This window comes from Ruegeria sp. CJ2 (assembly GCF_056536745.1).
Genome location: NZ_JBQFQF010000004.1, coordinates 161,242 through 182,888 on the forward strand (window position 1 = coordinate 161,242; position 21,647 = coordinate 182,888).

A 21,647-nucleotide genomic window follows, 5' to 3' on the forward strand; every position below is an offset into this window, starting at 1 on the left:
ATCGCGCCAGTGGTTCGACATGCGCTGGGCCGTCCTCTACCCGTCGTGCTCGGGGGGCGCTTCTGGTTTTCGATAATTGACCATGGCGCATGCGATCAGCCACTCCATGGCGTTGGCCTTGATATCGTGCTCGGACGAGATCGCGATTGTCCGGCTTTCGAAGATCTGGGCATATTTCGGCCAGGCCAGCTGGTCGGTCGGATAGATTGATCCGTCGGTCTTTTGCTGTTCCCATTTGTGCATCACGCCGCCAGCGACGCCAAAGCTGATCTGGCCGGGAATGGGTGGATTGCCGCGCCCATCAATCAACAACGGATCGGCATAATCCCGGCGACCCAACCCCTGAACAAAGCTTACATTGGCCGGATTGCACCCCAGTCCGAACCACATCCCTTCGACCACTGCTGCCTGCATTTCAGGCGGAAGCGCGCCATTGGCCGCGAAATACAGGGCAAAATGCGCGGCCCGCCAATTCGACCCCGGCCCAAACCGAAGCCAACCCGGACCCCACGGATACGTCGCCGTGCTGTGCAGGCCAAAGTCTTGCCCCATACGCTCGCCCCTGTTGGCGCGATACCTGATCCAGCCGCTGATCGACTTGACGATCTCGGGATGTGTTGGCCTGCCTTCCCGTCCAGCCTGTAGATATTCATAATATGAGAACTGGAAGATCTCACGTTGAATGCCCACGGCGGGATTGTCAGACAAGGGCTCGAACGGGTTGTTATCCTCAAACACCTTCAAGGCCGTCGCATCCCCGCTGGCGCGATAGATACTTGCGGCGGCAGCGACACGGGACCGCGAGACAACGCTCACCCATTTTTCCGGTTTTGGCTCGGTTCCGTCTTCGTTCAGTGGCGCGGGTGCATAAGGGTTTTTGGACAAAAACTCCTGCTCGGCCCAATGCCAGGCGCGCACTGCCTCGTCGATGAGGCTGTCGCCCAGAACGGCGTCACCGCACACGTGCTTGATGACGTGACCCAGTTTCGCCGCACTAAAGGCAAACCAGTACGAGGCCCAATCTTCCGGACCATAGCTATATGCGATCTGAACCGGATTCCACGAGACCGAGCCGAATATCCCCGAGTTCGAGTATTCAACCCCCCCGCCTATGCCGCCATCCTCGCGCTGGGTTCTGCGCCACAGGGAAATGCCCCACAATGCCTCGTGTATCAGATCGGGAAGAACGGTCTCTCCGTCCCCGCGATCGGCCTCGTTCTTACGGGCACGCACGGATTCGTCGGAAAATGATCTGCCGCTTTCGGGGATATTCAGGTCCAGTGTGCGGGCATAGTCGAACGACTCGACGATATGGGCCATGTGATAGACGACATCGGTGTGCTGAATGCGGCGGTCCCAATCGCCTGCGTCGTGCCATCCCCCCCAGGCATTTGGGTTGAGGTCCTCGGACCATGACGCGGTGGAGCCCTGCAGACTCGCGTTTCCAATCGGTTGCTCGCGCAATATCTTGAAAACGCTCGACCCGTCATAGCCCTCGGATGTTCGTCCAAGCTGCACTTCGGTCTGCCACACCACCAGCCCATCTTCGGGATGACCATTGCGGGGGCGGGTTCTGCCTTCCCCAAAAGGTTCGGCAATCTCGCATCCCGATCTTTGATGATAATACCAACGCGCAGCCAACCTTAGCGCATCGGCATAAGGCGCGTCGGAAACCTTGAAGGGAAAGGAGACCCCCAGACCGTCCACGTGCAGATGATAGTCGCCATTGCTGTCCAAATCCGAGAAATCGGCCTGATAGATATCGCAGCCGTTGAAGTTTTCTTCATCCCGGTGTGGTTCGGTCGCGGGTTTGGCAAGCACCAGACTGCCGGTGCGCACAACCGTGCCGTCCAGCTCATCAATCAAGCGCCAGCCGGTTTGTTCCGAAAGAACCGCGTCTGTGTTACCAGCCGTTCCGTTCTGGTCATGCCCCCACCACTCTCCGACATAAGCCTTTTTGGGGCCTTGCAGCGGATATCCTGCCTGACAGACATGCACGGCTTCGCTGAAGGTTGAGGCAGGCTTTTGACCCTGAATTTCAGCGACAGAGGGTCCTTTGAAGGAAAGGGCCGCCCTTTCCGGGATCGGGCGGTCCAATACGAATGTCAAAACGTGACGCTTGGTGCTGTCCCAACGGCGGACATCCAAGGCCTCGGTCCGGATCGGGGTAGACTTGCGATACAACGCAACGACGGTGGCGGGGTGTCCGTTGACGGTAACACGCCAATTTTCTGGTTGGTCTGCAAGCGCGTGCTGCTGGTGCGGTTCGGTTCCGGTACGGAAACCGGACAACCTGCTGTCGGACAAGACTTTGGGCCAAGCTGTGAAAAGCTGTGGCTGGGTGACATTGGCATCACCTGAAAAATAGCCGTCCTGCCTGTTGAGCCGACCAACCGAGCCAAATGAGACATAAGGATCGGGAATCCATTCGCGATTGTCTTCGGGCTTGACGGCCACCGGATCGGATCTTTCGAACAGTGTGTCGATGACCGTGATCTGAACGGTGTCATCGCCCACGAAACCCATCTGGGTTTCGCCCTGACTATCCGCCCCCAACGAAGATACCAGCCCGATCGCAATAGGGGCGGACACCGCCAAAGCCGTACCCTGAAGCAGTATGGCACGTCGCGAGAACATCATGAGACGCATACTCCCCCAGGATCAACAGGGCGACCGTACCTCATTTCGCCGTCCGATCCAAACTCTGCAGAAATCGCCAGATCAAGCGGGGGCGCAGCAGGCTGTCGGGGTACAAAACAGCACCGCAGGCGCCTTCGAACAGGGCCGCCGACTTGCGCCCATATTGGTACTGATTTCGCACGCCTGACCAGAAGATATCAATTTGCCGCGCGCGCAGGAGCGACCGCAACCGCGACCCGAACCGCTCTTTCATCAAAGGGTTCGCCGCAATTTGTTCGATACAAGGTACACGCCGCGCAAATACCGGGCCGCGCGCCCCGAAATTGGCACCGCTGGCGACTTGGCGGTACTTCAGCAAAGCAGGCCCAGACACAACAATGAATTCACCCAGCAGGGCAAGGCGGCACCAGAATTCCCAGTCTTCACCGTTGACCAGCGCTACATCATACCCACCGCAGCGCTGGGCGCATTCGGTTCGGATGGCCAATGCCCCCCCATTGACCACAAAGTTTTTGCGCAACAACGCAGCCAACTGATCGTGATCCGGCACAAGCTGGCGGTTGTCAGCCCCGCGCATGGGCTGCCCGTCCACGTCGATTCTCTGAACCCCAGCAACAGCGGCAACGGCGTCGGTGTTTTTCAGAGCTTCGGAAAATGTGCTCAATGCCTGCGCATGCAGCAGGTCATCAGCGTCCAGAAACAGAACAAACTTTCCTTTGGCAAGGCTCAAGCCAAGATTTCGGGCCGCACTGACACCTTTGGCCGGGCCGTCCACGGCGTGAAACCTGCCATCCGCTTTTACAAAACGCTCCGCAATTTCTCGGGTGTTGTCCGTTGAACCATCGTCGATGCAGATCACCTCAAAATCCCGAAACGTCTGGTCCTGCACACTCAGAAGCGTTTCGTCCAGAAACCGCTCCATGTTGCGGGCCGGAATGACAATCGAAAAACCCGGGTCGTCAGAGGCACGCTGCACAATCATCCCTCCTTCACGCGATCGACTTTGACGGCCGCACTGCTGTATTCCGCAAAGTCAAAGCGCAGCAGTCCCGCGACCATGCCCGCCCCCCTGAGAATTTCGAGCCACCCCCTGTAAAACCTGGCCCGAGAGCCAAAGCCGAGGCACAAACAGGTCAGCGCACCCCAACCCATGGCCGCAACGCTTTTCAGGGCACGCATCGCAATACCTTGCCGCCGGATCAGGGCGATGCGGCTTAACGTATTGCCCATTCGGAACCACCGTCGGCCAAGCCAGCGCAATGTCAAACGGTTTTCCGGCACATCATCCCAAACCAGTGCATCTGCTGCGGCCCGGATCATTCCACCACCTTCCCGCAGCCGAGAAAAGAACTCTTCATCTTCGCCCCCGGTTATGTTGAAGCGCGGATCGAACCGCAGGCCACGGTCCCGAATGACCGCCGCATCCACCATCGCGTTATTCGTCGCCGCAGCCGGTAGCATGGCCCCCTGCGCATAAGGACCCATGCGAAAGAGATTAAGCGCCTCGATCCAGTCCGGTGGCGGTTGCTGGTACCGGGGCTCTACCGCCCCTTGCACGGCGACAGTTTCCGGCAGGGTCATCGTCTGCAGCATCTGCGCCAGCCAGTCCTCGGATGCCACTTCATCATCGTCCAGAAAGGCGATGTAATCTGCGTCAATCGGGGCTTCGCTCAGCGTTCTGTTGCGTGCCGACACGATTCCGCGTTCGTATTCAACGGTGTAGATCACCGGCCAATGGCTCAACTTCTGGATATCACCCAACGCATCCGTCGCAGGGGCGTCGGGTGCGTTATCGGCAATCACCAAGGTTACACGAATTCCGGGAACTTCTATCTTCTGCCGGTTCAGGCTTTCGACCAAAGACCGCAAACCCTGAGGGCGCAGGTAAGTTGCAATGCAGATGGCAACATGCGGCACGTCGTTATGTGACTGCTCACCCGTCATCGGCAAAGCATGTTTCTGTTCTTGCAGTTCCGGTTTCTTGCGCCGGTCCTGCCAATGTTATGCGTCGCCGATGATCCCTGCATGGTTATCCCTTTGCCTCGGCATCCGCCGGTCGCAGATCGCTCCAGGTGGACCATGGCAAGGTTTCACGCCCTGTCAGTTCAGCCACGAATTCCATGTCGGGCCTGAACTGGTTCGCCAGTCTTTCCCGCGTTTCAGACGTGGGCGGCGGAACCATGATTTTCAAATGCTGCTTGTTCATCGACAGCATCTGTTTCAAACCCGGAAGGGTCTTCAGCTTTTTCACCCCGTCACCCATTCCCAGTGATCGCATCATATCGCCGCCAAACCGAAGCGACTTTTGCAAAGTCTTATTCCTGTAGGTGATGTTTTCATGAAACCTTTCTGAAATCGCCTCGGACCCTTCCCGGGACGAGAGGCCAAGATGCCCGCAGATCTGGTCATAAGACTCGTCGGGATTTGCGGCCACTTCCTCGGAAAACAGAACCAGCAAAGCGTCCCGGTCAAAGTGCTGCAGCCAGTTTTCCAGGTTGGTCTTGTACTGACTTTGCTGCACATAGGCGGGGTTTTGGGCCAGACCCGCCTCGACCGAAGTCGAGGGCGCGATGTGGCCTTTGCGAATTTCATGCAAATGGTTCGAGAACACACGCCCAATCGGATCCCTGAGGATGCAGATCAGCTTGAGATCCTTGTTATAGGCCCGCGCCCGCCGGGGTGCATCCGAACTGAAGAAGTAGGTTGGAGAACACTCTCCGCATATGTTTTCGGGGGGAGCATCTGCAAAGCAGCTTTCGTACCATGCGTAGCCCCGGTCAAAATTCGCGGTGAAAAAATTCAGCTCTTTGGTATCGTTCGTCGTCACCGAACTGTGCTCGGACAAAACGTGATGCAGCCAGGTCGTCGCAGCCTTCTGCGCACCGATTCCTATGAAATCCACCTTCCCCACGCGAAATCCCTTCTGAACAAACCAACTTACCAATACCTCTGGCGGAACTCCGGGAAACTCAGTTCAGCCAGTCTTTGCGCCCTTCTATCTGCGCTCGAACCGCTTGGGCACATCTTTTCTGAGCACAATACTCAATGCATGCGGCAGCGTCCGCATATGCCTTCTGAACAGATACCGCGGACCGGTCGCCATGCGATGCAACCACTCTAGCCCCATTTTCTGCATCCACAAAGGCGCGCGCGGATAATCCCCCACGACAAAATGAAAACACCCGCCACAGGTCACAATCCAGGCACAGTGGTCCAGTTTTGAGGCAATGCGATTGGCGAACAACTGCTCTTTCGGCTTCCCCAGGCCGACCCACAGGATATCCGCCTTGCTTGCGTTGATGTCCGCGATGACGGCCTCTTCTTCGGATGCATCGAAATATCCGTTTCGCCTGCCCACGATGTTCAGGCCGGGATACAGCGCGGTCAACTCTTCGGCGCATCCACGATTAATCTCTTCAGTGCTGCCCAGAAGATAGAACTTTACGTCGTTCTTCGCCGCTGCAGCAGCGGCTGAGTGGATGAAATCGGTGGTGGCCGTGCGTTCGGGGATACCCTTGGCCCCTTGCGTCCACTTCGAGGCCCAGACGACGATCTGCCCGTCGGCATGAATGATGTCGGCCGAGTCTATCGCTTTGGCGAATTTTGCATCTTCGGCATAGAGCGATATTCCCTGTGCGTTCGAATCGAACACCGTCAATGCGCGGCGGTTCAGCCCGGCCCTGCGCCGTTCAACATCGTCCAGCATCGCCGACGTGAGTTCGGCGTCGCTGGCGAGAGCGACGGGCATTCCACCTACTATTGTGTGCGACAAACGCTTGTCGAGAATCTTGTTCATCTCATAGCCAACTGGTTAAAACACTTAGAGTAACGGCAGGTTATCAGGACTGCCGATTCTCGCTAATACATACTCCACGAACTGCTCAGTTTATTGGCGCAGCCCCGTGCGAAATGGCAAACCCCCTTAAACTTCCTATCTTTTCGCAGCCAATCATGGTTTTCTAGGGCCATTGTTGACGCCATCTGTTGATTTCCCTGTTGATATAAGCCCGCCGACACTATGCTCGGGCCTATCCTTACCGCACGTTGTTTTTTGTTATGACTGATCAGTACCGCCGAGGATTAGATGTCGAACTCTCTGGGACGAGCCTTGCTTCGGCAGGCGACCCAGAGCTTAGAACGCTGTCCAATATTGCTTGGGCTATAAGGCGCTCTCTCCCCTGGATCATTGCGATGGGGTTTGTGGGTGCTGTTATAGCATATATATTCACTTACACCGCAGACACAAAATATACGTCCAGCGCGAAAGTCATGATGGAGACGCGCGTTCAGACCGAAACGCAGTTCACACCTTACGTTTCAGGTCTGCCGCTATCGCTGACTTCGCTGGAAAGTGAGCTTGAACTTCTGCGCTCTACCGACTTGATCGAGGGTGTCGTCGATCGGATGCAGCTTCATCTGGATCCTGAATTCTCGGGGGAAGACACCAGTATCAACCTGTCGCCGATCGCATTGGCGCGCAGCCTCAAGAATGGTCTGGTCAACGCCCTAAGCAGCGATGATGACACGGTTGTGGACACTGAAAGCTCGGCCGAAGAGCTTGCGCGGGAAACGACAATCGAAAATCTGTTGAATTCCACGCGGATCGAACAGATTGGCGACATTTCGGCGGTGTACCAGATTCGGGTCACGGCCAAGTCACCGCAGAAGGCGGCAGACATCGCCAACAGCCTTGCGTCAGAGTATCTGTCCAACCTGACAACCATGAAGCGCAATGATCTGAGCCAATCCCAGAGTTGGCTTACAACGCGGATCGGGCATCTGCGGGATGATCTGAATAAACTGAGCTCGGATCTGGAAACGCATTCGATCGAAATTCCCTATTCCCCCGACGAATACGCGACCATCAAGGCCCAGCGTATCAAGGCCGAACGGCGGGCTCAGTTGGTTGAAAATGAACTGGCCCGGATCAAGGAACAAACCAATACGATCCACACGCTGCGCGCGCAGGGGAAATCCCAGGACGCGATTGGCTTTGCCAAGCAAATCGGACTGCTTCCCCCGGATCTTGGAGAGGATTCCAATACCGAAGAAGCACTGGAACGGCTCAGCGCGGCGCAGGACATTGCCGAAAAACGGGTGGAACAGTTGGACGACCAACTGAACGACTTGAATCGCAGCATCCAAGTGTTTCGAGACCAACAGGCCGAACAGGTCCAGCACGATTCGGTTACCAAGCGGATTGAGAATGAAATCCTGGTCACCGAAGCGATTTACCGGGACTTCGTGTCCCAGCTTGGGCGTCGGGCCGAACAAGGCGATTATCTGGACGCCGGGGCGCATCTTATTGAGCGGGCCCGCGTCTCAGTCGACCCGTCGGAACCCAAGCGGTCCCAGACATCCATCGGCGTGATGTTCATGATCATCTTCGCCGGTCTGGGCTGGACCGTTGCACGCGAAATTTTTCAAAGGCGGCTCAGAACCACCTATGAGTTCGAAAGCGCAACAGGGGTGAAGCTGTCCGCGATCCTTCCCGAGATCAAAAGCGCTCCACAATTCGAAGCGTTCTTTACCAATGACGGAAAGCTGGACCCCGAATTTATTCGATATGGCAAAAAGCTGTTGGCCAGCAGTGATGTTGGTTTGCGGTCGCTGCGCCAGCAAGGTGAGCCGTCCTTTTCGCAAGCGGTCGAGTTTTTTTCGAAAAGTCTGGACGGCAAGCCCAATCAGGGATTTGCGAACAACGGGTGCGTCATCTTCTCTGGCGCGTCCGCGCTGCCGGACGAAGGGAAAACATCATCCCTGCTGTTGATCGGGTCCGTCTGCGCCAAGACAAAATTCCGCACGCTGATTATTGACTGCGATACGGTTGCGTCTGCTTATCGGGATCTGTCGAAACTGTCGGTCGATGAACTGAAGTACTGCACCGCCAATCCCTCGTCCTTTCAGGAACACATTGTTGCGACGCCTCAGGATGGGCTGGATATCCTGCCGCTTGCCGGCAACCTGGATTCCGAAGCAAAAGTCACGCTTGTGGAAGAGTTTCTGCGCTCTCCGGCGTTCCTCAACCTGTTGATTACCCTGTCCGATATGTACGAAGTGATCCTATTGGACACACCGCCCCTGCTGGCGGCGGTGGAGTCGGCCTATCTGTCGCAGATTTCCCAGCGGGTCATTTTGTTTACCAGATGGAACAACACGCACAGAAATTCCGTCTTTCAGGCCATTCGTGAGTTGGAAAACGCTGATGTCAGGCCAGCGGCCCTGGTTGCGACGCGCGTCGATTTGAAACGCGCCAAGAACTATGGGGACCCCAATCTGGGGTAACGCCTGACACGTCAAGCTACCCGGCAAGCATCTTCAATCAGCACAGGTTGCGGAACGGTTTCATTGTTCCGTTTTCTGGTCCGACCCCAAAATGCGCCGCGAAAACAGAAAATTGATGACCATCCCGGCCAGCGTCGCGGGCACCAATGCAATCACCGGATAGGCGCCGGCTGTCTCGTTGAGCCTGATCAACGCAACGAACACGGCATAGTTCACCGCCAGGCCAAAACTCATCGCCAACACATAGCTTGCGAACTCTCTCAGCGTCGGGCGGCTGAGGGTTGCGAAGGTGTAGGTTCGGTTCAAATACCAGGTCGTTGTGACGGCCCCGCAAAAAGAGATAATGCGCCCAATCTCAGGGATCAGGCTGAACCACTCGGTTGTCAGCAGCAGCAGACCGGCATCCACGAAGAACGCGATGCCACCCACGATTACAAACTTGAAAAACTGAGAGGAAGGCATGTTCACAAATCCACCGCCGCCTTTGATAATACAATCTACGTCCAAGTGGTCGGGGTTTAGCTTGGACCCCACTGATAGCTCTGGAAAGACCGCAGCAAATTGGCAGCAAAACAGGTTAGAGCTTTGACCCTTATGTCAATTTTTCTTTTGGCATAGGTGAATATCTGGTATCCCAAAACATATTCTGTCAATCCGTGTTTTTTGTTTTTTTGGAGGATGAGTGCCGTGTTGAAGGAGGAAGCAGCTTCGAGTTTGAAGGGTGGCAACCCAGATCACGTTGCTTCGGATGATGCGGTTCGGATTGCGATCATATTACCCTGCTATAACGAAGAGGCGGCGATTGAACTGACCGTTTCTGAATTCCAGGAAGCGCTGCCAGACGCCGATGTGTATGTGTTCGACAACAATTCGTCGGATGCAACAATCGAGGTCGCGCAGCGTGCGGGCGCGACCGTCCGGTCCGAAACAAATCAGGGTAAAGGAAACGTGGTTCGGCGCATGTTCGCGGACGTGGAGGCGGACGTATATGTCATGGCCGACGGTGATGCCACCTATGACGCCAGCAACGTCACCGACCTGATCGCATTGCTGCGGAACAATAATCTGGACATGGTAAACGGGGCGCGAAAACACTCGGACGACGCGGCCTATCGGCCCGGCCACAAATTTGGCAACCGGATGCTGACCTCATTGGTTAAGCTGTTCTTTGGCCGAAACCTCGAGGACATGCTGTCAGGCTACCGGGTTTTCAGTCGACGGTTCGTCAAAAGCTTTCCCAGTATGTCCAGCGGGTTTGAGATCGAAACCGAACTCACCGTTCACGCGCTTCAGATGCGGCTTCCGATTGATGAAGTTCAGGTCAAGTATCGTGCGCGGCCCGAGAATTCGGTGTCCAAGCTGTCGACCTACGGAGATGGCCTGCGAATCCTGCGCATGATCGGATTTCTGGTGAAGGAAGAGAAACCGCTTTTGTTCTTTTTCTCGCTCGCAGGGCTGATTTTCATCCCTTCGGGCCTTGTGTTCCTGTCGGTGCTTTTGGAGTTCCTGGAAACAAATCAGGTCGCCCGCTTTCCATCCTTATTCGCAGCCCTGACCGGGTTTTTGATGTCGATTGTGTGTATCGCCTGCGCCCTGATCCTCGACACTGTTTCACGCGGCAGAAGAGAGGCCCGCCGCCTCAGCTATTTGCAATATGCGGCGCCCAAACCCTAAGTCCCGGCGCGACGCTGATTGATGTGAAACACAAGATAGGTCGCCAACAGCGGTAACAGCCAGACAACGCGCGCCTGATACCGGTGATGCGGATCCGATAGCACACCGCAGACCACAGCGTTCACGACAAGCGTTGCCAATATCAGGATGCCGAAAGCCAAGGCCGCGTTTGAAACAGGCCGTGACGCGTAAATGTAGAACACAGTCACCAAGCTGAAGGCCGCAACCACATAGATCAGGGTCGATAACGCAACAAACGGGTAGGCCCCGGTAACAGCCATCGAGTTCCCGTAATTTTTCAGATCAGTTTCACTCATGAACAGCGGTGCCTGCTCAAGAAAGACCCGTTTGGCCGTTTCAAACTCGTACAACCCGAACAGGCCGAACTGTTCGGCCGAATTTTTCAGCGATGCCGCGATCTGCATCCCCGGATATTCCAATGCTGCCGTCAAAAAGACCGAAGCGTCCTCATTGCTAAGTTGCAGTTTGGTGTCCGGATCAGACGACCGGAAAAACCCGTCCGGATGCCAGAGAAAATGTTGCGAGTCGCGGCTTTGCAACGGAGCCGCACCGCAGATTGTGAACCCATGCTGGTCGCAATCATTCTCTATGAGTTCCGCAACCGGTCCATCCTCGATCCCCCGTGCGGTCAGAAAGGGGATGCTCTGCGGCCAGCTTCCGAAAATGGTGAAGGCGACATAGGCGAACAGAAAGACCGCAAACACACCTGCGCCAAAGGCAGAAAATGACACAAGCAGACCGGAAAACGTGGGCCTGAGCCGTGGCCAGATCGACATGATCAGCAAGATCATCAGCAATCCGAAGATCACCAGAATATGGCTGTTATGGAACGCAGCCGCGGCTGCCAGCGTGACCCAACAGAACACTTGCTGAAGGACCGACAGGTTCTTTCTGCCGTAACACAAAAGGAACAGGCAGATAGGGGCCAATGCCGCGAATATATCCGGCATGGTATATGTGGAAAAATATGGCAGCGGTGTCGCCAAAGCGCAAACCGCACCAGCGGCCAAATAGGGTTTTACAGGATCAACCGGGCACAACTGCCTGACAGCCAGCCACGCCGCATAGCCAACGATGAGTGACTGAAAAAACGCAAGCAAATAGGGCTGGAGGTTAAAAAAGGCGTACACGAAAATCCCGTAATACGGGGATCGTGACATTGGCACTGCGAACTTGCCGCCCTTGTCCGAGTTTCCAGGTTGTGCAGTTGTCTCTTCGCCGGAACTCTGCGCTTGCGATCCGGCACTTTCAGCGATCAGCTCCTGAGCGGGCTTTCCGGCAATCGTCTGCACCACCGCCCCGCCCGCTTTGTGATACCCTTCCGTGTCAAAGAAAACGAACGGAAACCCGTTTATGGCGGCCGGTATCATCTGCATGATCGCAAAAGCAACAACCAGCAACAAAGCCTTCAAAGTGGTCAGGTGCGCCGTATCAGCCTGAGAGGGAACACTGGCCCCAAAAGACGCCACGCTGGATGCTTCGTTTTTCATGCTAAAAACCACATTCGAAATTCGTTACCCGTTTAACAGCTATGGCGACGCAGATGGTCACTTACTTTTTCAAACTTGCGCCGCGCCGGATGTGCCTCCTCTGACTGAGAATGTATTGGCTGAGGTCACTCGGTCAGCGGCGCTTCGGGCAGCAACTCTTCAACCTTGATCTCCAGGCTGTCACCCGGAAGCAAACGTGTTTGCTTGTCCCCCTGAACCGCCTGCAGTTCACCTTCGACCAAGCGATAAATTTTCACCGTGTAGTCGATGTCGGTAATAAGACTATCAATCCCCATCTCATTGGACGCGCCGGCCAGATATTTGGCGATCGTGTCCATTTGCAGCGTCGATTCCCGAATGGCCAGATTTGCGTCCCTGCGCTCCTGCAACAGACGCAACGACCGCTCTTGTTCGTATTGTTCGCGATCCCGTCTCAGCCGGGTCAAGACCAGACTGGTCGCGGCAAGGTCTTCGTCGACATCCAGCAGCCGTGTTGCGGACAGAACGGTTGTACGGCGTGTATCGGCGATCCGAGATCCAGGTGCCAGACCACGTTCCACAAGGCTGACGACCCGCGCCTCTTCTTCTTCGTCGGCAGCCAGCGCCTTGGCCAGTTGGAATTTTTGTTTCTGAAGAATCGCGATTCGTTGGCCAGCCTGTTCCTCGGCATCTTCAAAGAAATGCCGTTCACCTGTTTCATTGGCCAGGTTCACCGTGCGAATCTTGATCTGCTCAGTGATCAGGTCCGCCAGAACTGTTTCCGATACGGAAACATCGCCGATCAAAGGCTCGGGATGGTTCATATTTTGCAACAATTCAGTTGTGACCCGCCATTTCCGGGTCAGCGCTTCGGCTTGATCCAACGCCGCCTGACCATAGGCCGTTTGCCAACGCATCAGTTGAATGGGGTCAATGGTGACGTCATCCGTCAGAAGCTGGCTTCTGACACCGCCAGCCAATGCGACGGCTTCACGGGCCGTGACACCCGGCCGATAGTCGATCTGACCTGTCCGCGCGACATCTCCGCCAATGATGATCGGACGATACCCGTTCCGAGAGATCTCGATCTCATCACCGTCGAGCTGAATGATGAAAATCTCACCGTTGTTGTTGTATTGCTTTACGATTTTGCCCGAGGCGTCCAGACGCACGCGCTGTTCCAATTCCTCCAGCGACAACCCCTGTGCTTCGAACTGACCTAGCCATTGCAGGTTCACGTAACCATGCACGTCTATTGCCGCTTCAAATGACAGGTAATCCAGCCCCGTAAACGTCACGCGGACGTTGTCGCCGGGCTCAAGATCGAAATCCGCAAAGGCGGCTCCGGCGTATAGCACAAAAAATGCCGCAACCACGCCACGACCAAAGGACCGGAATTGATCCCCAACCCAGCCGGACGCTTTTCCAAACAATTCACACAGTCCAAAAGTCATCTCGGTCACCACTTAACTTGCAGGCAACAAGCCCGGAATTTTCAGTAACCGGTCGCGTTGCACACTGCGCCCACGGTTCGGAACAGAATCTTGAGATCAAACCAGAACCCGATTTGCCTGGCATAGTCGCTGTCAAAAAGCGCGCGATGCGAAAACTCGACATCGTTGCGATCAGATACCTGCCACAGACCAGTGATTCCGGGCTTCATCAAGCCGTATTCTAGACCCGGATACAGAACCTGCTGTTCAGGCAACATGGGTCGCGGACCAACCAGGCTCATATCACCCATAAGGACGTTCCAAAGCTGTGGCAGTTCATCCAGCGATGTCATGCGAATGAACCGGCCAAACCGCGTGACCCGTGGATCATTCTCCAACTTTTGATGCTTGCGCCATTCGGCCGCCGCCGCAGGGCATTCTTTCAGATGTTGCTCCAGCATCTGGTCCGCATTCGGAACCATCGAACGGAACTTCAGAAAGTCAAACTCCTTGCCACCGATACCCACGCGCCGTTGCCGATAGATGGCAGGGCCACCGTCCAGTTTGACCAGGATCGCAATGACAAGAATAAGTGGCAGCACAAATGGTGCACCGATCAGGATAAGAAAAATGTCCAGCAGACGTTTACCCTTGACGGCGTAAAAGCTTTTTAAATTGCAGAACTCGACAACTTCAGAAATAGATCTTTGATTTGGTTTGCATATTTCAGAATCTTCTATCCGAATAGAACTTCGAACGTGGTTCATAATAACCCCCAAGACAACACAACAGCACTCAAAACGTCAGCGGCAAAACTTACCGCGTAACGCTTCGCCACACGCTGCGCCGTTAAGCTCGGATACAGCGGCGACTACAAATTCTATTCGCTCGAATTTGGGGTACAGCGCACCAAGTGCGTGATCCCACCCATGTTATACCCCGACTCGGTGCCAACACCGACCGGGATTATTGCCCCGCAACATGATCGCACCTTTAAAATAAAGAGACAACTTATTTGTTGGAGATTATCGGCGCCCGAAACCTTTTGCATCGAAACAGGGCACCCGAGGGGTCAACGGGTGGTTAACCGGCTGTTAATGTTTCCAAAACGGAAACAATCAGGCACATTTCTGCGCACTGTTTCCGATATCGTTACTGACCGATCTTCGAGGGCAGTTTACTGAACATTTTCAGGCGCAACTTGCGGCTGAATGCGAAATGCAAAACGGCAACCAGAAACGGCGTAAAGCATCCAATCAGCAATCCACCCAGCACAGCCACCCCCGTGCTCGAGCCCGTGAGAATCAGCGCGACACAGCACAGAACGGCGACAAGCGGCCCAGAGAGAAGATAAACGATTACCATCTAGTACGTTGCTCTTGTTCGGTCTTTTGTCATCTTTGTTTCACCTGCCTTTTGACCTCATGCTCTTGTGCGTTCAGGCAGTTGGCTCTGAATATAGATCACCCCACGCGATAAGCCATCAAGTGACACAAAATCTTGAGATCAGTGACAATCTAACATCATATTCAACCAACCACGAGGGACCCAATCGCCCGATTCAAGAAACCCACAGCAACTGGGCAAAATTATGCCCACACACTGAAGGAACTGTGGCCAGATGGTGGTTAATATATTGTTAAATATACTTTATCCACGGTGGCAAAGTTTGGCTAACCAACCCGGCCCCGTATCCTGTTCCAGACAGTAACGGCTGCAGTCTGCCGAATAACAACAAGTGTAGCGAACATTGCCAAAGACCCGACCAAGAGCAAAACGGCCTGGATAAGGAGGGTTGAGGACCCTTCCGCCATCACGCCGAACGGCACGAAAATCAACGCCCCCATCAGGGCTTTGGTCAATTCCCGGACGGGGACTTTCAGCGGATCAACCTTCCGTCCGATGTAGAAATACACGACAAAACTGAAAAGGCTGCTGACCAAAAACGCATAGGATGCTCCGGGTGCTCCGAACAGGTTGATGACGGCCAGTGACAGTAGGGCATGCACGATCAGCGTCCCGAATGTGATCACCAGTTGCAGGCCGGTCTTTTTTGATCGCATGAACGAATAGCTGAAATACGCCCCCTGAAGGCCCGTCACGAAAGCCGCGATTGCCAGAACCCGCAGGTATCCGGCCGTTTCTTGCGCAAAACTGTGGTCAAACAGCAGGTTCGCGAACACGCCGGCTGCGCTGACCAGTGCAACGACAATCGGCATCGAGATCAGCATCAGGAACGAGAAGTAACGATCCAGAACCGAGTCGGAATGCGCAATTCCCTTGACCTCATGCGCTTCAAAGACGGAAGGCGCCACCACGTTTGACAGCGTGCTCATCGTCAGCACAAGCGATCGCATGGTCAGCGCCTGAGCTGCCGCAAAATAGCCCGCCGCTTCGATCCCGACCAGCACCGCCAGCAACGACTGTGTGGACATGGCGCGAAAGACCGAGGTTGACCCGACAACGGCCAGGGGGAAGCCAAAGAACAGGTATGTTTTCGCCTCGGCCCGTTTGGGAAAATAGACGCGAGACCGACCGACCGTAACAAGCACCGCATATGCCCCTGTCAGCGCAGCGCCCAGCGAAATACCGATCACGGCGCTTTCGTATCCGCCGCCGTTCACGATGAACGCAACGGCCAATGACGCGCCCAGCGCATGACGCAGCAATGTCACAGCCGCAAATTTTGGCCCTTCGTTATACTGACGCAAGCAAACTGCACCGATCTCATGGATCGCGTGGCTGATGCAAAACACGGCCGCATAGAAAAAGCTGTTGGCCCAGGCAAAGGGCAGAACAACGTAAGACATCGCCACGATTGCCAGCAGAGCGAGGACAATCAGGACGGCAGATCCCAGAACCGTTCCGATCGTTCTGCCTTCGAACTCCTTGGCGTGATGAAACCGTCCGACAGAGATCACCAGCCAAAAGAATGTGAACGAGAACAGCAGCGTGCCCAGCAGCAGGGTCAGGGTATAGCGCCCGAATTCTGCGGGCCCCAGCACACGCGTCATCACCACGAGGATCACGACAGACATGAATGCGGACAGCATTCTGGGAACAAAATACCAGGTCATGAAAAACCGATATGCGTGATGGGGTGCAGAGCCTTCATAAAAATACCCAACCGTCAGAAGCCGACATCAACTCATAAGTCACAAGGCCGCCCGGAAAACTTCAAATGGGGCTGCTGCCATAAGCTTGCGGGCCAATCCGTGAAAATGCGGCGTGACAAACCGGCGCAGAGGCCGGATTCGTTAAATCATATTCCACGCGCGGTGTCGATTTGCTGAATTTATTGATGAAATTGGGATTTACGGCGCGCAAACCGGCACGGAAACAGCACGACGATGGACTCGTGCAGCCGGGCTTTGCTAGGCTTGGTTTCATAGTTTTCTGAGTGATCTGCTGAATCGCGCATTCAGCATCTGGGTATTTGGGTTTGTTGGCCGTGTCATGAGGCGTTCCTTTAGCAGTATCCCCTATCAGCAGGCGGCGGGCACATCGTTCCACCGCAACGTCCTGATGATCTGCATGATCTTACTGATCCTTGTGGGATCGGACATTCTGTCGGTTGTCCTTTATCGCAACAACCTTGCCAATCGGATCGAGATCCTCACGCTTCTTCCGATCCTTGCAATCATTGCTCTGTATTATCGGCACCTGCTGCGCAGTGTATTCGCCTCGCCCGAAATTGTGCTGATGATCATTCTTGCCATGCTGTCTGCATCCTGGAGCGACTATCGCCTGCTTACGATGGAGCGCACCGTTCCTTTGGTCGCGACCACCCTGTTCGGCCTGACCTTGGCCAGTATGATGTCCATGCGGGGTCTGGCGCTGTTTGTGGCGCTGTATTTTGCGCTGTCCATGGCCCTGTCTCTGGCTGCTATTGGCGCCCTTCCGCAAGCACGTGGATTGCCGCCCTGGGAAAACTCGTGGAACGGCATCTACCTGCACAAGAACGAGCTGGGCGCGAACTCCGTGATGGCGATTCTGTCGTCCTTCTTCGCCATAAAGGTCACGACTGGACGGCTACGCCTGTTCTTTCAGGTCACGGTGGTCGCAGCGATTGTTCTTTTGGTCGCCTCCGATTCACGAACCGCGCAGATCATCGGGCTGTTTGTCGTCTCGGGCTTTCTCATGATCAAGATCATGCCCCGGCTCGAGTTCCTTTGGGCTTTGGGCTTCATGCTCTTTTCAGCCTTTGTGATCGGGCTGGGAACGCTGGTCCTGGCCTCTGACGTTGCCGAGCCGTTATTTGCGATGATCGGACGCCAGCCCACGCTGTCCAACAGGATTCCCATTTGGGAGCTGACCTGGCCGTTTGCTATGGATCGGTTTTGGCTGGGGTTTGGGTATGCGGGCTATTGGCATGACGCAGCCCCCCATATGCGCATCTATGAAAATCAGTACCAGCTGGGGTTCACGCCCTACTATTCGCACAATGGGCTGATCGAAACCTGGCTGAACATTGGGTTTGTTGGCGTCGTGCTGCTGTTTCTCGCTTTCTTTCGGTTCTACAGTTCGGTGTTTTACTGCCTGCGGCACCTGAAACCCCGAGACGACTTTGTCCTCGTGTTTGCGTTGAGCGTGGGCTTCATCTTTCTGAATATTACCGAGAGCAATGTTCTGGGGCGTCTGGACGGCATGTGGATCTTGCTGGTGACGTACATGACCAAAACGAATCTTGTCGCCAAAGCACTCGTCGCGGACTTCAGATTGCGGGGCGCGTCGTTGGCATGAGGGACATCAGGACAATCGGACGGCAGGAGGTCGCGCAATACGCTCAAATCACATCCATCATCCCGACGTCTCCAAAATATTTGGAAGGCTTCAGATTTCAAAGATTGACAGCGGCCTGCCCGGTGTTGTCGACTTTAGCCATTCGTAGTTTTTTATCTTTTCCGAGTTCTAGTATCCGTTGGGGAGGCACTATTGAAAACAGCCATTTTTGCAGGTGGTAAGGGCTCTCGCCTGATCGAGGAAACCCGCGTTCGCCCCAAGCCACTGGTCGAAATCGCCAACCGACCGATCCTGTGGCATATCATGCAGCACTACTCGACCTATGGGCATCATGAGTTCGTGCTGGCCCTTGGTTACATGGGCGACCTGATCAAACGCTATATTTCCGATCTGTGTCAGTATGACGGGAATCTCAGGATCGACTTCGCCAAGCGCGAACTGTTCGGCGAACCCGATTATCACAACAGTGTTCTGGATGCGCAGATGCCGCCCTGGACAGTCGATCTGATCGACACCGGGACAGAAACCATGACCGGTGGGCGGCTGGCCCGACTGCAACCGTATCTGGGCGATGACACGTTCATGCTGACTTACGGGGACGGTGTCTCAAACGTCGACCTGGACGCACTTGTTGCCTTTCACAAATCACACGGCAAGCTGGCTACCATCACGATGGTGCGCCCCCTGACGACATTCGGGCATCTGCAAGTGCGCGAAGACGGGTTGGTCGAAGGCTTCATGGAAAAGCCCGAGACGGCGGCCGACTGGATCAATGGCGGGTTCTTTGTGCTGGAGCCCGAAGTGTTCGACGCCGTCGCCAGCGTGAATGGCGACGAGATCATGTGGGAAGAAGGACCCCTGCCCAAGCTGATGGAATTGGGTGAGTTGATGGCCTACCGCCATCCTGGTTTCTGGTATTGTATGGACCATCTGGCGGACAAACGCCGGCTTGAGGAGATGTGGAAAAATGGCAACCGACCGTGGGCAACATGGGAACATTCAAAAGGTTCTGTTAACGGGTCATCTCGGCTACGTGGGGACGGTCACCGCCCCGGTATTGGCCGAGGCGGGAATCCAGGTGACTGGGTGCGATATAAATCTCTTTGACCGGGCCGATTTCGCCCCCGGCGGGGACGTTCCCGAAATCCCGAACCTGGGCAAGGACATTCGCGACCTGACGGTTGACGACCTCAAAGGCTTCGACGCGGTGGTGCATCTGGCGGCCCTGTCGAATGATCCATTGGGACAGCTTCGCCCCGGCCTGACGCAACAGATCAACCACGAAGGCACGATCCATGTGGCGAAACAGGCCAAGGCCGCTGGTGTGCGGCGGTTTGTTTTCGCGTCCTCTTGCTCGAACTATGGTCGGGCCGGAGAGGATTTTGTCGATGAAGACGGTCAGCTTAACCCACAGACGGATTACGGCGTGTCCAAGGTTCTGGCCGAGCGGGATCTGAAACCGCTGGCAGATGACAGCTTCGCCCCCACTTTCCTGCGCTTTGCCACCGCTTATGGTGCAAGCCCCCGAATGCGGTTCGACATTGTTCTCAACAACCTGATCGCACATGCCTACACCTCGGGTCGCATCCTGATGATGTCAGATGGCACGCCGTGGCGTCCGATCATCCACGTCGAAGACATGGCCCGCGCCTTCCTCGCCACGCTCGAAGCCGACCCTGCCGAGATTTCGGGCGAGGCGTTCAACGTCTGCCGGACCGAAAACAACTATCAGATCCGAGATCTGGCCGAGATCGTGGCCGACACGGTTCCGGGTGCAAAAATCGACTATGCCGCCGATGCCGGACCTGACAACCGGTCATACCGGGTCAGCTCGGCCAAGATTGAAAAGTCTATCCCGGGCTTTCAACCCAAATGGGACGCGGTCCGGGGGGCGCAGCAATTATATGATGCGGTCAAAGCTTGCGACCTGCAGGTCGAGGATTTTGAAGGTCGCAAATACAAGCGTCTGGCCCAGTTAGAGGCCCTATTGCAGGAAAACCAACTGGATCAGGACTTTCGCAGAACCGTGCCGACCGCTTCGTGATCGGCACGCGTCGCGTTAGACGGCCTGAAGCTCTTGAATGACGTTTCGGGCGCCGCGCTCACCGGATTTGAACGCCTCGTCCGTCCACTGATAGCCCCATTCTCCGAACCGTCCGACATAGGTAATGCCAACCTCGTCCAGCCACTTGTGAACGATTGGCAGCGCCTCTTCACGGTCAAGATCGAAGATGATGTTGGCGTGGGTGATCAGACGGGCATCCGTGTGCAGAATCTTTTCGTCCTCGGCGATCAGGCCAATCTTGACGAGGTCATCAATCACCGGCTGGATCAGTTCTTCGGGCGCGACGTCCAGCGGCCTGTATTTGTGTGAATAGTAGCATTCCGCCTGAATAGAGCCACATCCCGGCGGGCAGGTCTGGGTCGACATCTTGTGCGGGAAACTCAACCGGGTAAAAACAATGTCCTCGTCATAGATATATGTCCAGGTTGCAGGCGTGAAATCATCGCGCGCCAGCCCGATATTCACGGTTACGCAGGTGGTACAGGCCAGTTTTGCCGCAGCATCCAGAACATGCTGGGGGGCGCCTTTGACCATTGGGATCAGGTCCGGCAGCGGGATAGATGAAATCAGCTTGCCATATTCTTCGGTCACGCCGCTTTCGAACCGGACAGTTTTTGCAACGGGATCAATGGCGACAACCTTGTGATCCAGATGCAGGTCGGTCTTTTTCATGAACGGCTTGAGATAGGAAATGAACCCACCTTCGGTCGGGTAGCGGAAGTCGGTGATATAGTGCACGTCCGGCGTTTCCGCAAAAACCGCGCCGCGGATCACCTCTTCCATCGACGGGCGGTACAAGCGCGGCCCCATCCAGACCGTGCTCATCTGATCAGCGTCAACGGTATGGTATTTCTTGCCATAGACAGCCGGGAAATGCGTGGCGAACGTCTCACCAAAGACCGAGATCAGCCATTCCAGATAATTGGCGGGTTTTTCTACCACGTCCTGCTTGGAGGCCTCGATAAAGTCCAGAATACACTGGGTTTTCAGCTCATCCGGCAGGTTATGCAAATTCGCCTGCGCCGGATGCTTGACCCATGCGCCGTGGTAATAGTTGTTCACGTAAGCCTGCAGTTTCTCAAACTTGCCATCCACATTGCTTGAAAACAGCTCTTGAATGCGAGGGTCCTTCGAGAACGAAATATGCGGCCCGTCATCAAAGATGAAACCGCTGTCATGGGCGAAGGTCGCGGTATGGCCCCCGGGGAACGGGTTCTTGTCATACATTCTGCTCGTCACGCCCTGAGAATGCAGATGATGCGCCGCGCCAAGTCCGGCCATGCCAGAGCCAAGGATAACTATGTTCTCGTTACTCAT

At 55.4% G+C, this 21,647-nt stretch carries 17 protein-coding genes; 5 read left to right on the plus strand and 12 right to left on the minus strand.

Annotation, left to right across the window (positions count from 1 at the left end; genetic code table 11):
- Nucleotides 1–36: 36 nt before the first annotated feature.
- The 5 genes from ACR0MS_RS07420 to ACR0MS_RS07440 form a co-directional block, all read right to left on the minus strand.
- Complete coding sequence (locus tag ACR0MS_RS07420) at nucleotides 37–2,640, minus strand: glycoside hydrolase family 9 protein (RefSeq protein WP_480571493.1); 2,604 nt, start codon at nucleotides 2,638–2,640, stop codon at nucleotides 37–39.
- Nucleotides 2,641–2,680: 40 nt separating this feature from the next.
- Complete coding sequence (locus tag ACR0MS_RS07425) at nucleotides 2,681–3,616, minus strand: glycosyltransferase family 2 protein (RefSeq protein WP_480571490.1); 936 nt, start codon at nucleotides 3,614–3,616, stop codon at nucleotides 2,681–2,683.
- A gap of 2 nt (nucleotides 3,617–3,618) precedes the next feature.
- Complete coding sequence (locus tag ACR0MS_RS07430; protein ID WP_480571487.1) at nucleotides 3,619–4,584, minus strand: glycosyltransferase family 2 protein; 966 nt, start codon at nucleotides 4,582–4,584, stop codon at nucleotides 3,619–3,621.
- An 85-nt stretch (nucleotides 4,585–4,669) separates the two neighbouring features.
- Nucleotides 4,670–5,542 carry a sulfotransferase family protein gene (locus ACR0MS_RS07435; protein ID WP_480571484.1) on the minus strand — a complete coding sequence of 291 codons (873 nt, stop codon included), beginning with the start codon at nucleotides 5,540–5,542 and terminating at the stop codon, nucleotides 4,670–4,672.
- A gap of 93 nt (nucleotides 5,543–5,635) precedes the next feature.
- On the minus strand, nucleotides 5,636–6,436 hold the full coding sequence (locus ACR0MS_RS07440) for a WecB/TagA/CpsF family glycosyltransferase (RefSeq protein ID WP_480571481.1): 801 nt from the start codon (nucleotides 6,434–6,436) through the stop codon (nucleotides 5,636–5,638).
- A 260-nt stretch (nucleotides 6,437–6,696) separates the two neighbouring features.
- Here ACR0MS_RS07440 and ACR0MS_RS07445 point away from each other — a divergent pair, with 260 nt between their 5' ends.
- Complete coding sequence (locus ACR0MS_RS07445; protein WP_480571478.1) at nucleotides 6,697–8,925, plus strand: GumC family protein; 2,229 nt, start codon at nucleotides 6,697–6,699, stop codon at nucleotides 8,923–8,925.
- Between the two features lie 60 nt (nucleotides 8,926–8,985).
- On the opposite strand, the gene ACR0MS_RS07450 is transcribed toward ACR0MS_RS07445, so the two are convergent.
- Nucleotides 8,986–9,387 carry a GtrA family protein gene (locus ACR0MS_RS07450; protein WP_480571475.1) on the minus strand — a complete coding sequence of 134 codons (402 nt, stop codon included), beginning with the start codon at nucleotides 9,385–9,387 and terminating at the stop codon, nucleotides 8,986–8,988.
- Nucleotides 9,388–9,612: 225 nt separating this feature from the next.
- Here ACR0MS_RS07450 and ACR0MS_RS07455 point away from each other — a divergent pair, with 225 nt between their 5' ends.
- Nucleotides 9,613–10,599: a glycosyltransferase family 2 protein gene (locus ACR0MS_RS07455; protein WP_480571472.1), complete on the plus strand. Its 987-nt coding sequence runs from the start codon at nucleotides 9,613–9,615 to the stop codon at nucleotides 10,597–10,599.
- Here the strand turns inward: ACR0MS_RS07455 and ACR0MS_RS07460 are convergent.
- From ACR0MS_RS07460 to ACR0MS_RS07480, 5 genes are all read right to left on the minus strand, one after another.
- Entirely contained in the window at nucleotides 10,596–12,110 is a 1,515-nt protein-coding gene (locus tag ACR0MS_RS07460; RefSeq protein ID WP_480571469.1) for a hypothetical protein, read from the minus strand. The two genes, ACR0MS_RS07455 and ACR0MS_RS07460, sit on opposite strands and share 4 nt — an antisense overlap.
- 125 nt (nucleotides 12,111–12,235) lie before the next feature.
- The gene (locus ACR0MS_RS07465; protein WP_480571465.1) at nucleotides 12,236–13,543 is read right to left on the minus strand and encodes a polysaccharide biosynthesis/export family protein; all 1,308 of its coding nucleotides are present in this window, start codon (nucleotides 13,541–13,543) and stop codon (nucleotides 12,236–12,238) included.
- 41 nt (nucleotides 13,544–13,584) lie between these two features.
- The gene (locus ACR0MS_RS07470) at nucleotides 13,585–14,268 is read right to left on the minus strand and encodes a sugar transferase (protein ID WP_480591246.1); all 684 of its coding nucleotides are present in this window, start codon (nucleotides 14,266–14,268) and stop codon (nucleotides 13,585–13,587) included.
- A 406-nt stretch (nucleotides 14,269–14,674) separates the two neighbouring features.
- Nucleotides 14,675–14,887 carry a hypothetical protein gene (locus ACR0MS_RS07475; protein ID WP_480571462.1) on the minus strand — a complete coding sequence of 71 codons (213 nt, stop codon included), beginning with the start codon at nucleotides 14,885–14,887 and terminating at the stop codon, nucleotides 14,675–14,677.
- 308 nt (nucleotides 14,888–15,195) lie between these two features.
- On the minus strand, nucleotides 15,196–16,599 hold the full coding sequence (locus ACR0MS_RS07480; RefSeq protein ID WP_480571459.1) for an oligosaccharide flippase family protein: 1,404 nt from the start codon (nucleotides 16,597–16,599) through the stop codon (nucleotides 15,196–15,198).
- Between the two features lie 379 nt (nucleotides 16,600–16,978).
- Between ACR0MS_RS07480 and ACR0MS_RS07485 the strand changes: the two genes are divergently transcribed.
- The 3 genes from ACR0MS_RS07485 (at nucleotide 16,979) to ACR0MS_RS07495 (ending at nucleotide 20,309) form a co-directional block, all read left to right on the plus strand.
- Nucleotides 16,979–18,265: an O-antigen ligase family protein gene (locus tag ACR0MS_RS07485; RefSeq protein WP_480571456.1), complete on the plus strand. Its 1,287-nt coding sequence runs from the start codon at nucleotides 16,979–16,981 to the stop codon at nucleotides 18,263–18,265.
- Between the two features lie 192 nt (nucleotides 18,266–18,457).
- Entirely contained in the window at nucleotides 18,458–19,372 is a 915-nt protein-coding gene (gene rfbF, locus ACR0MS_RS07490; RefSeq protein WP_480571453.1) for a glucose-1-phosphate cytidylyltransferase, read from the plus strand.
- Entirely contained in the window at nucleotides 19,299–20,309 is a 1,011-nt protein-coding gene (locus ACR0MS_RS07495; protein WP_480571960.1) for an NAD-dependent epimerase/dehydratase family protein, read from the plus strand. The genes rfbF and ACR0MS_RS07495 overlap by 74 nt, the downstream gene beginning before the upstream one ends.
- A gap of 15 nt (nucleotides 20,310–20,324) precedes the next feature.
- Here the strand turns inward: ACR0MS_RS07495 and ACR0MS_RS07500 are convergent, their stop codons facing one another.
- A complete protein-coding gene (locus ACR0MS_RS07500; RefSeq protein WP_480571450.1) occupies nucleotides 20,325–21,647 on the minus strand; it encodes a protoporphyrinogen/coproporphyrinogen oxidase in 1,323 nt (440 codons plus the stop codon).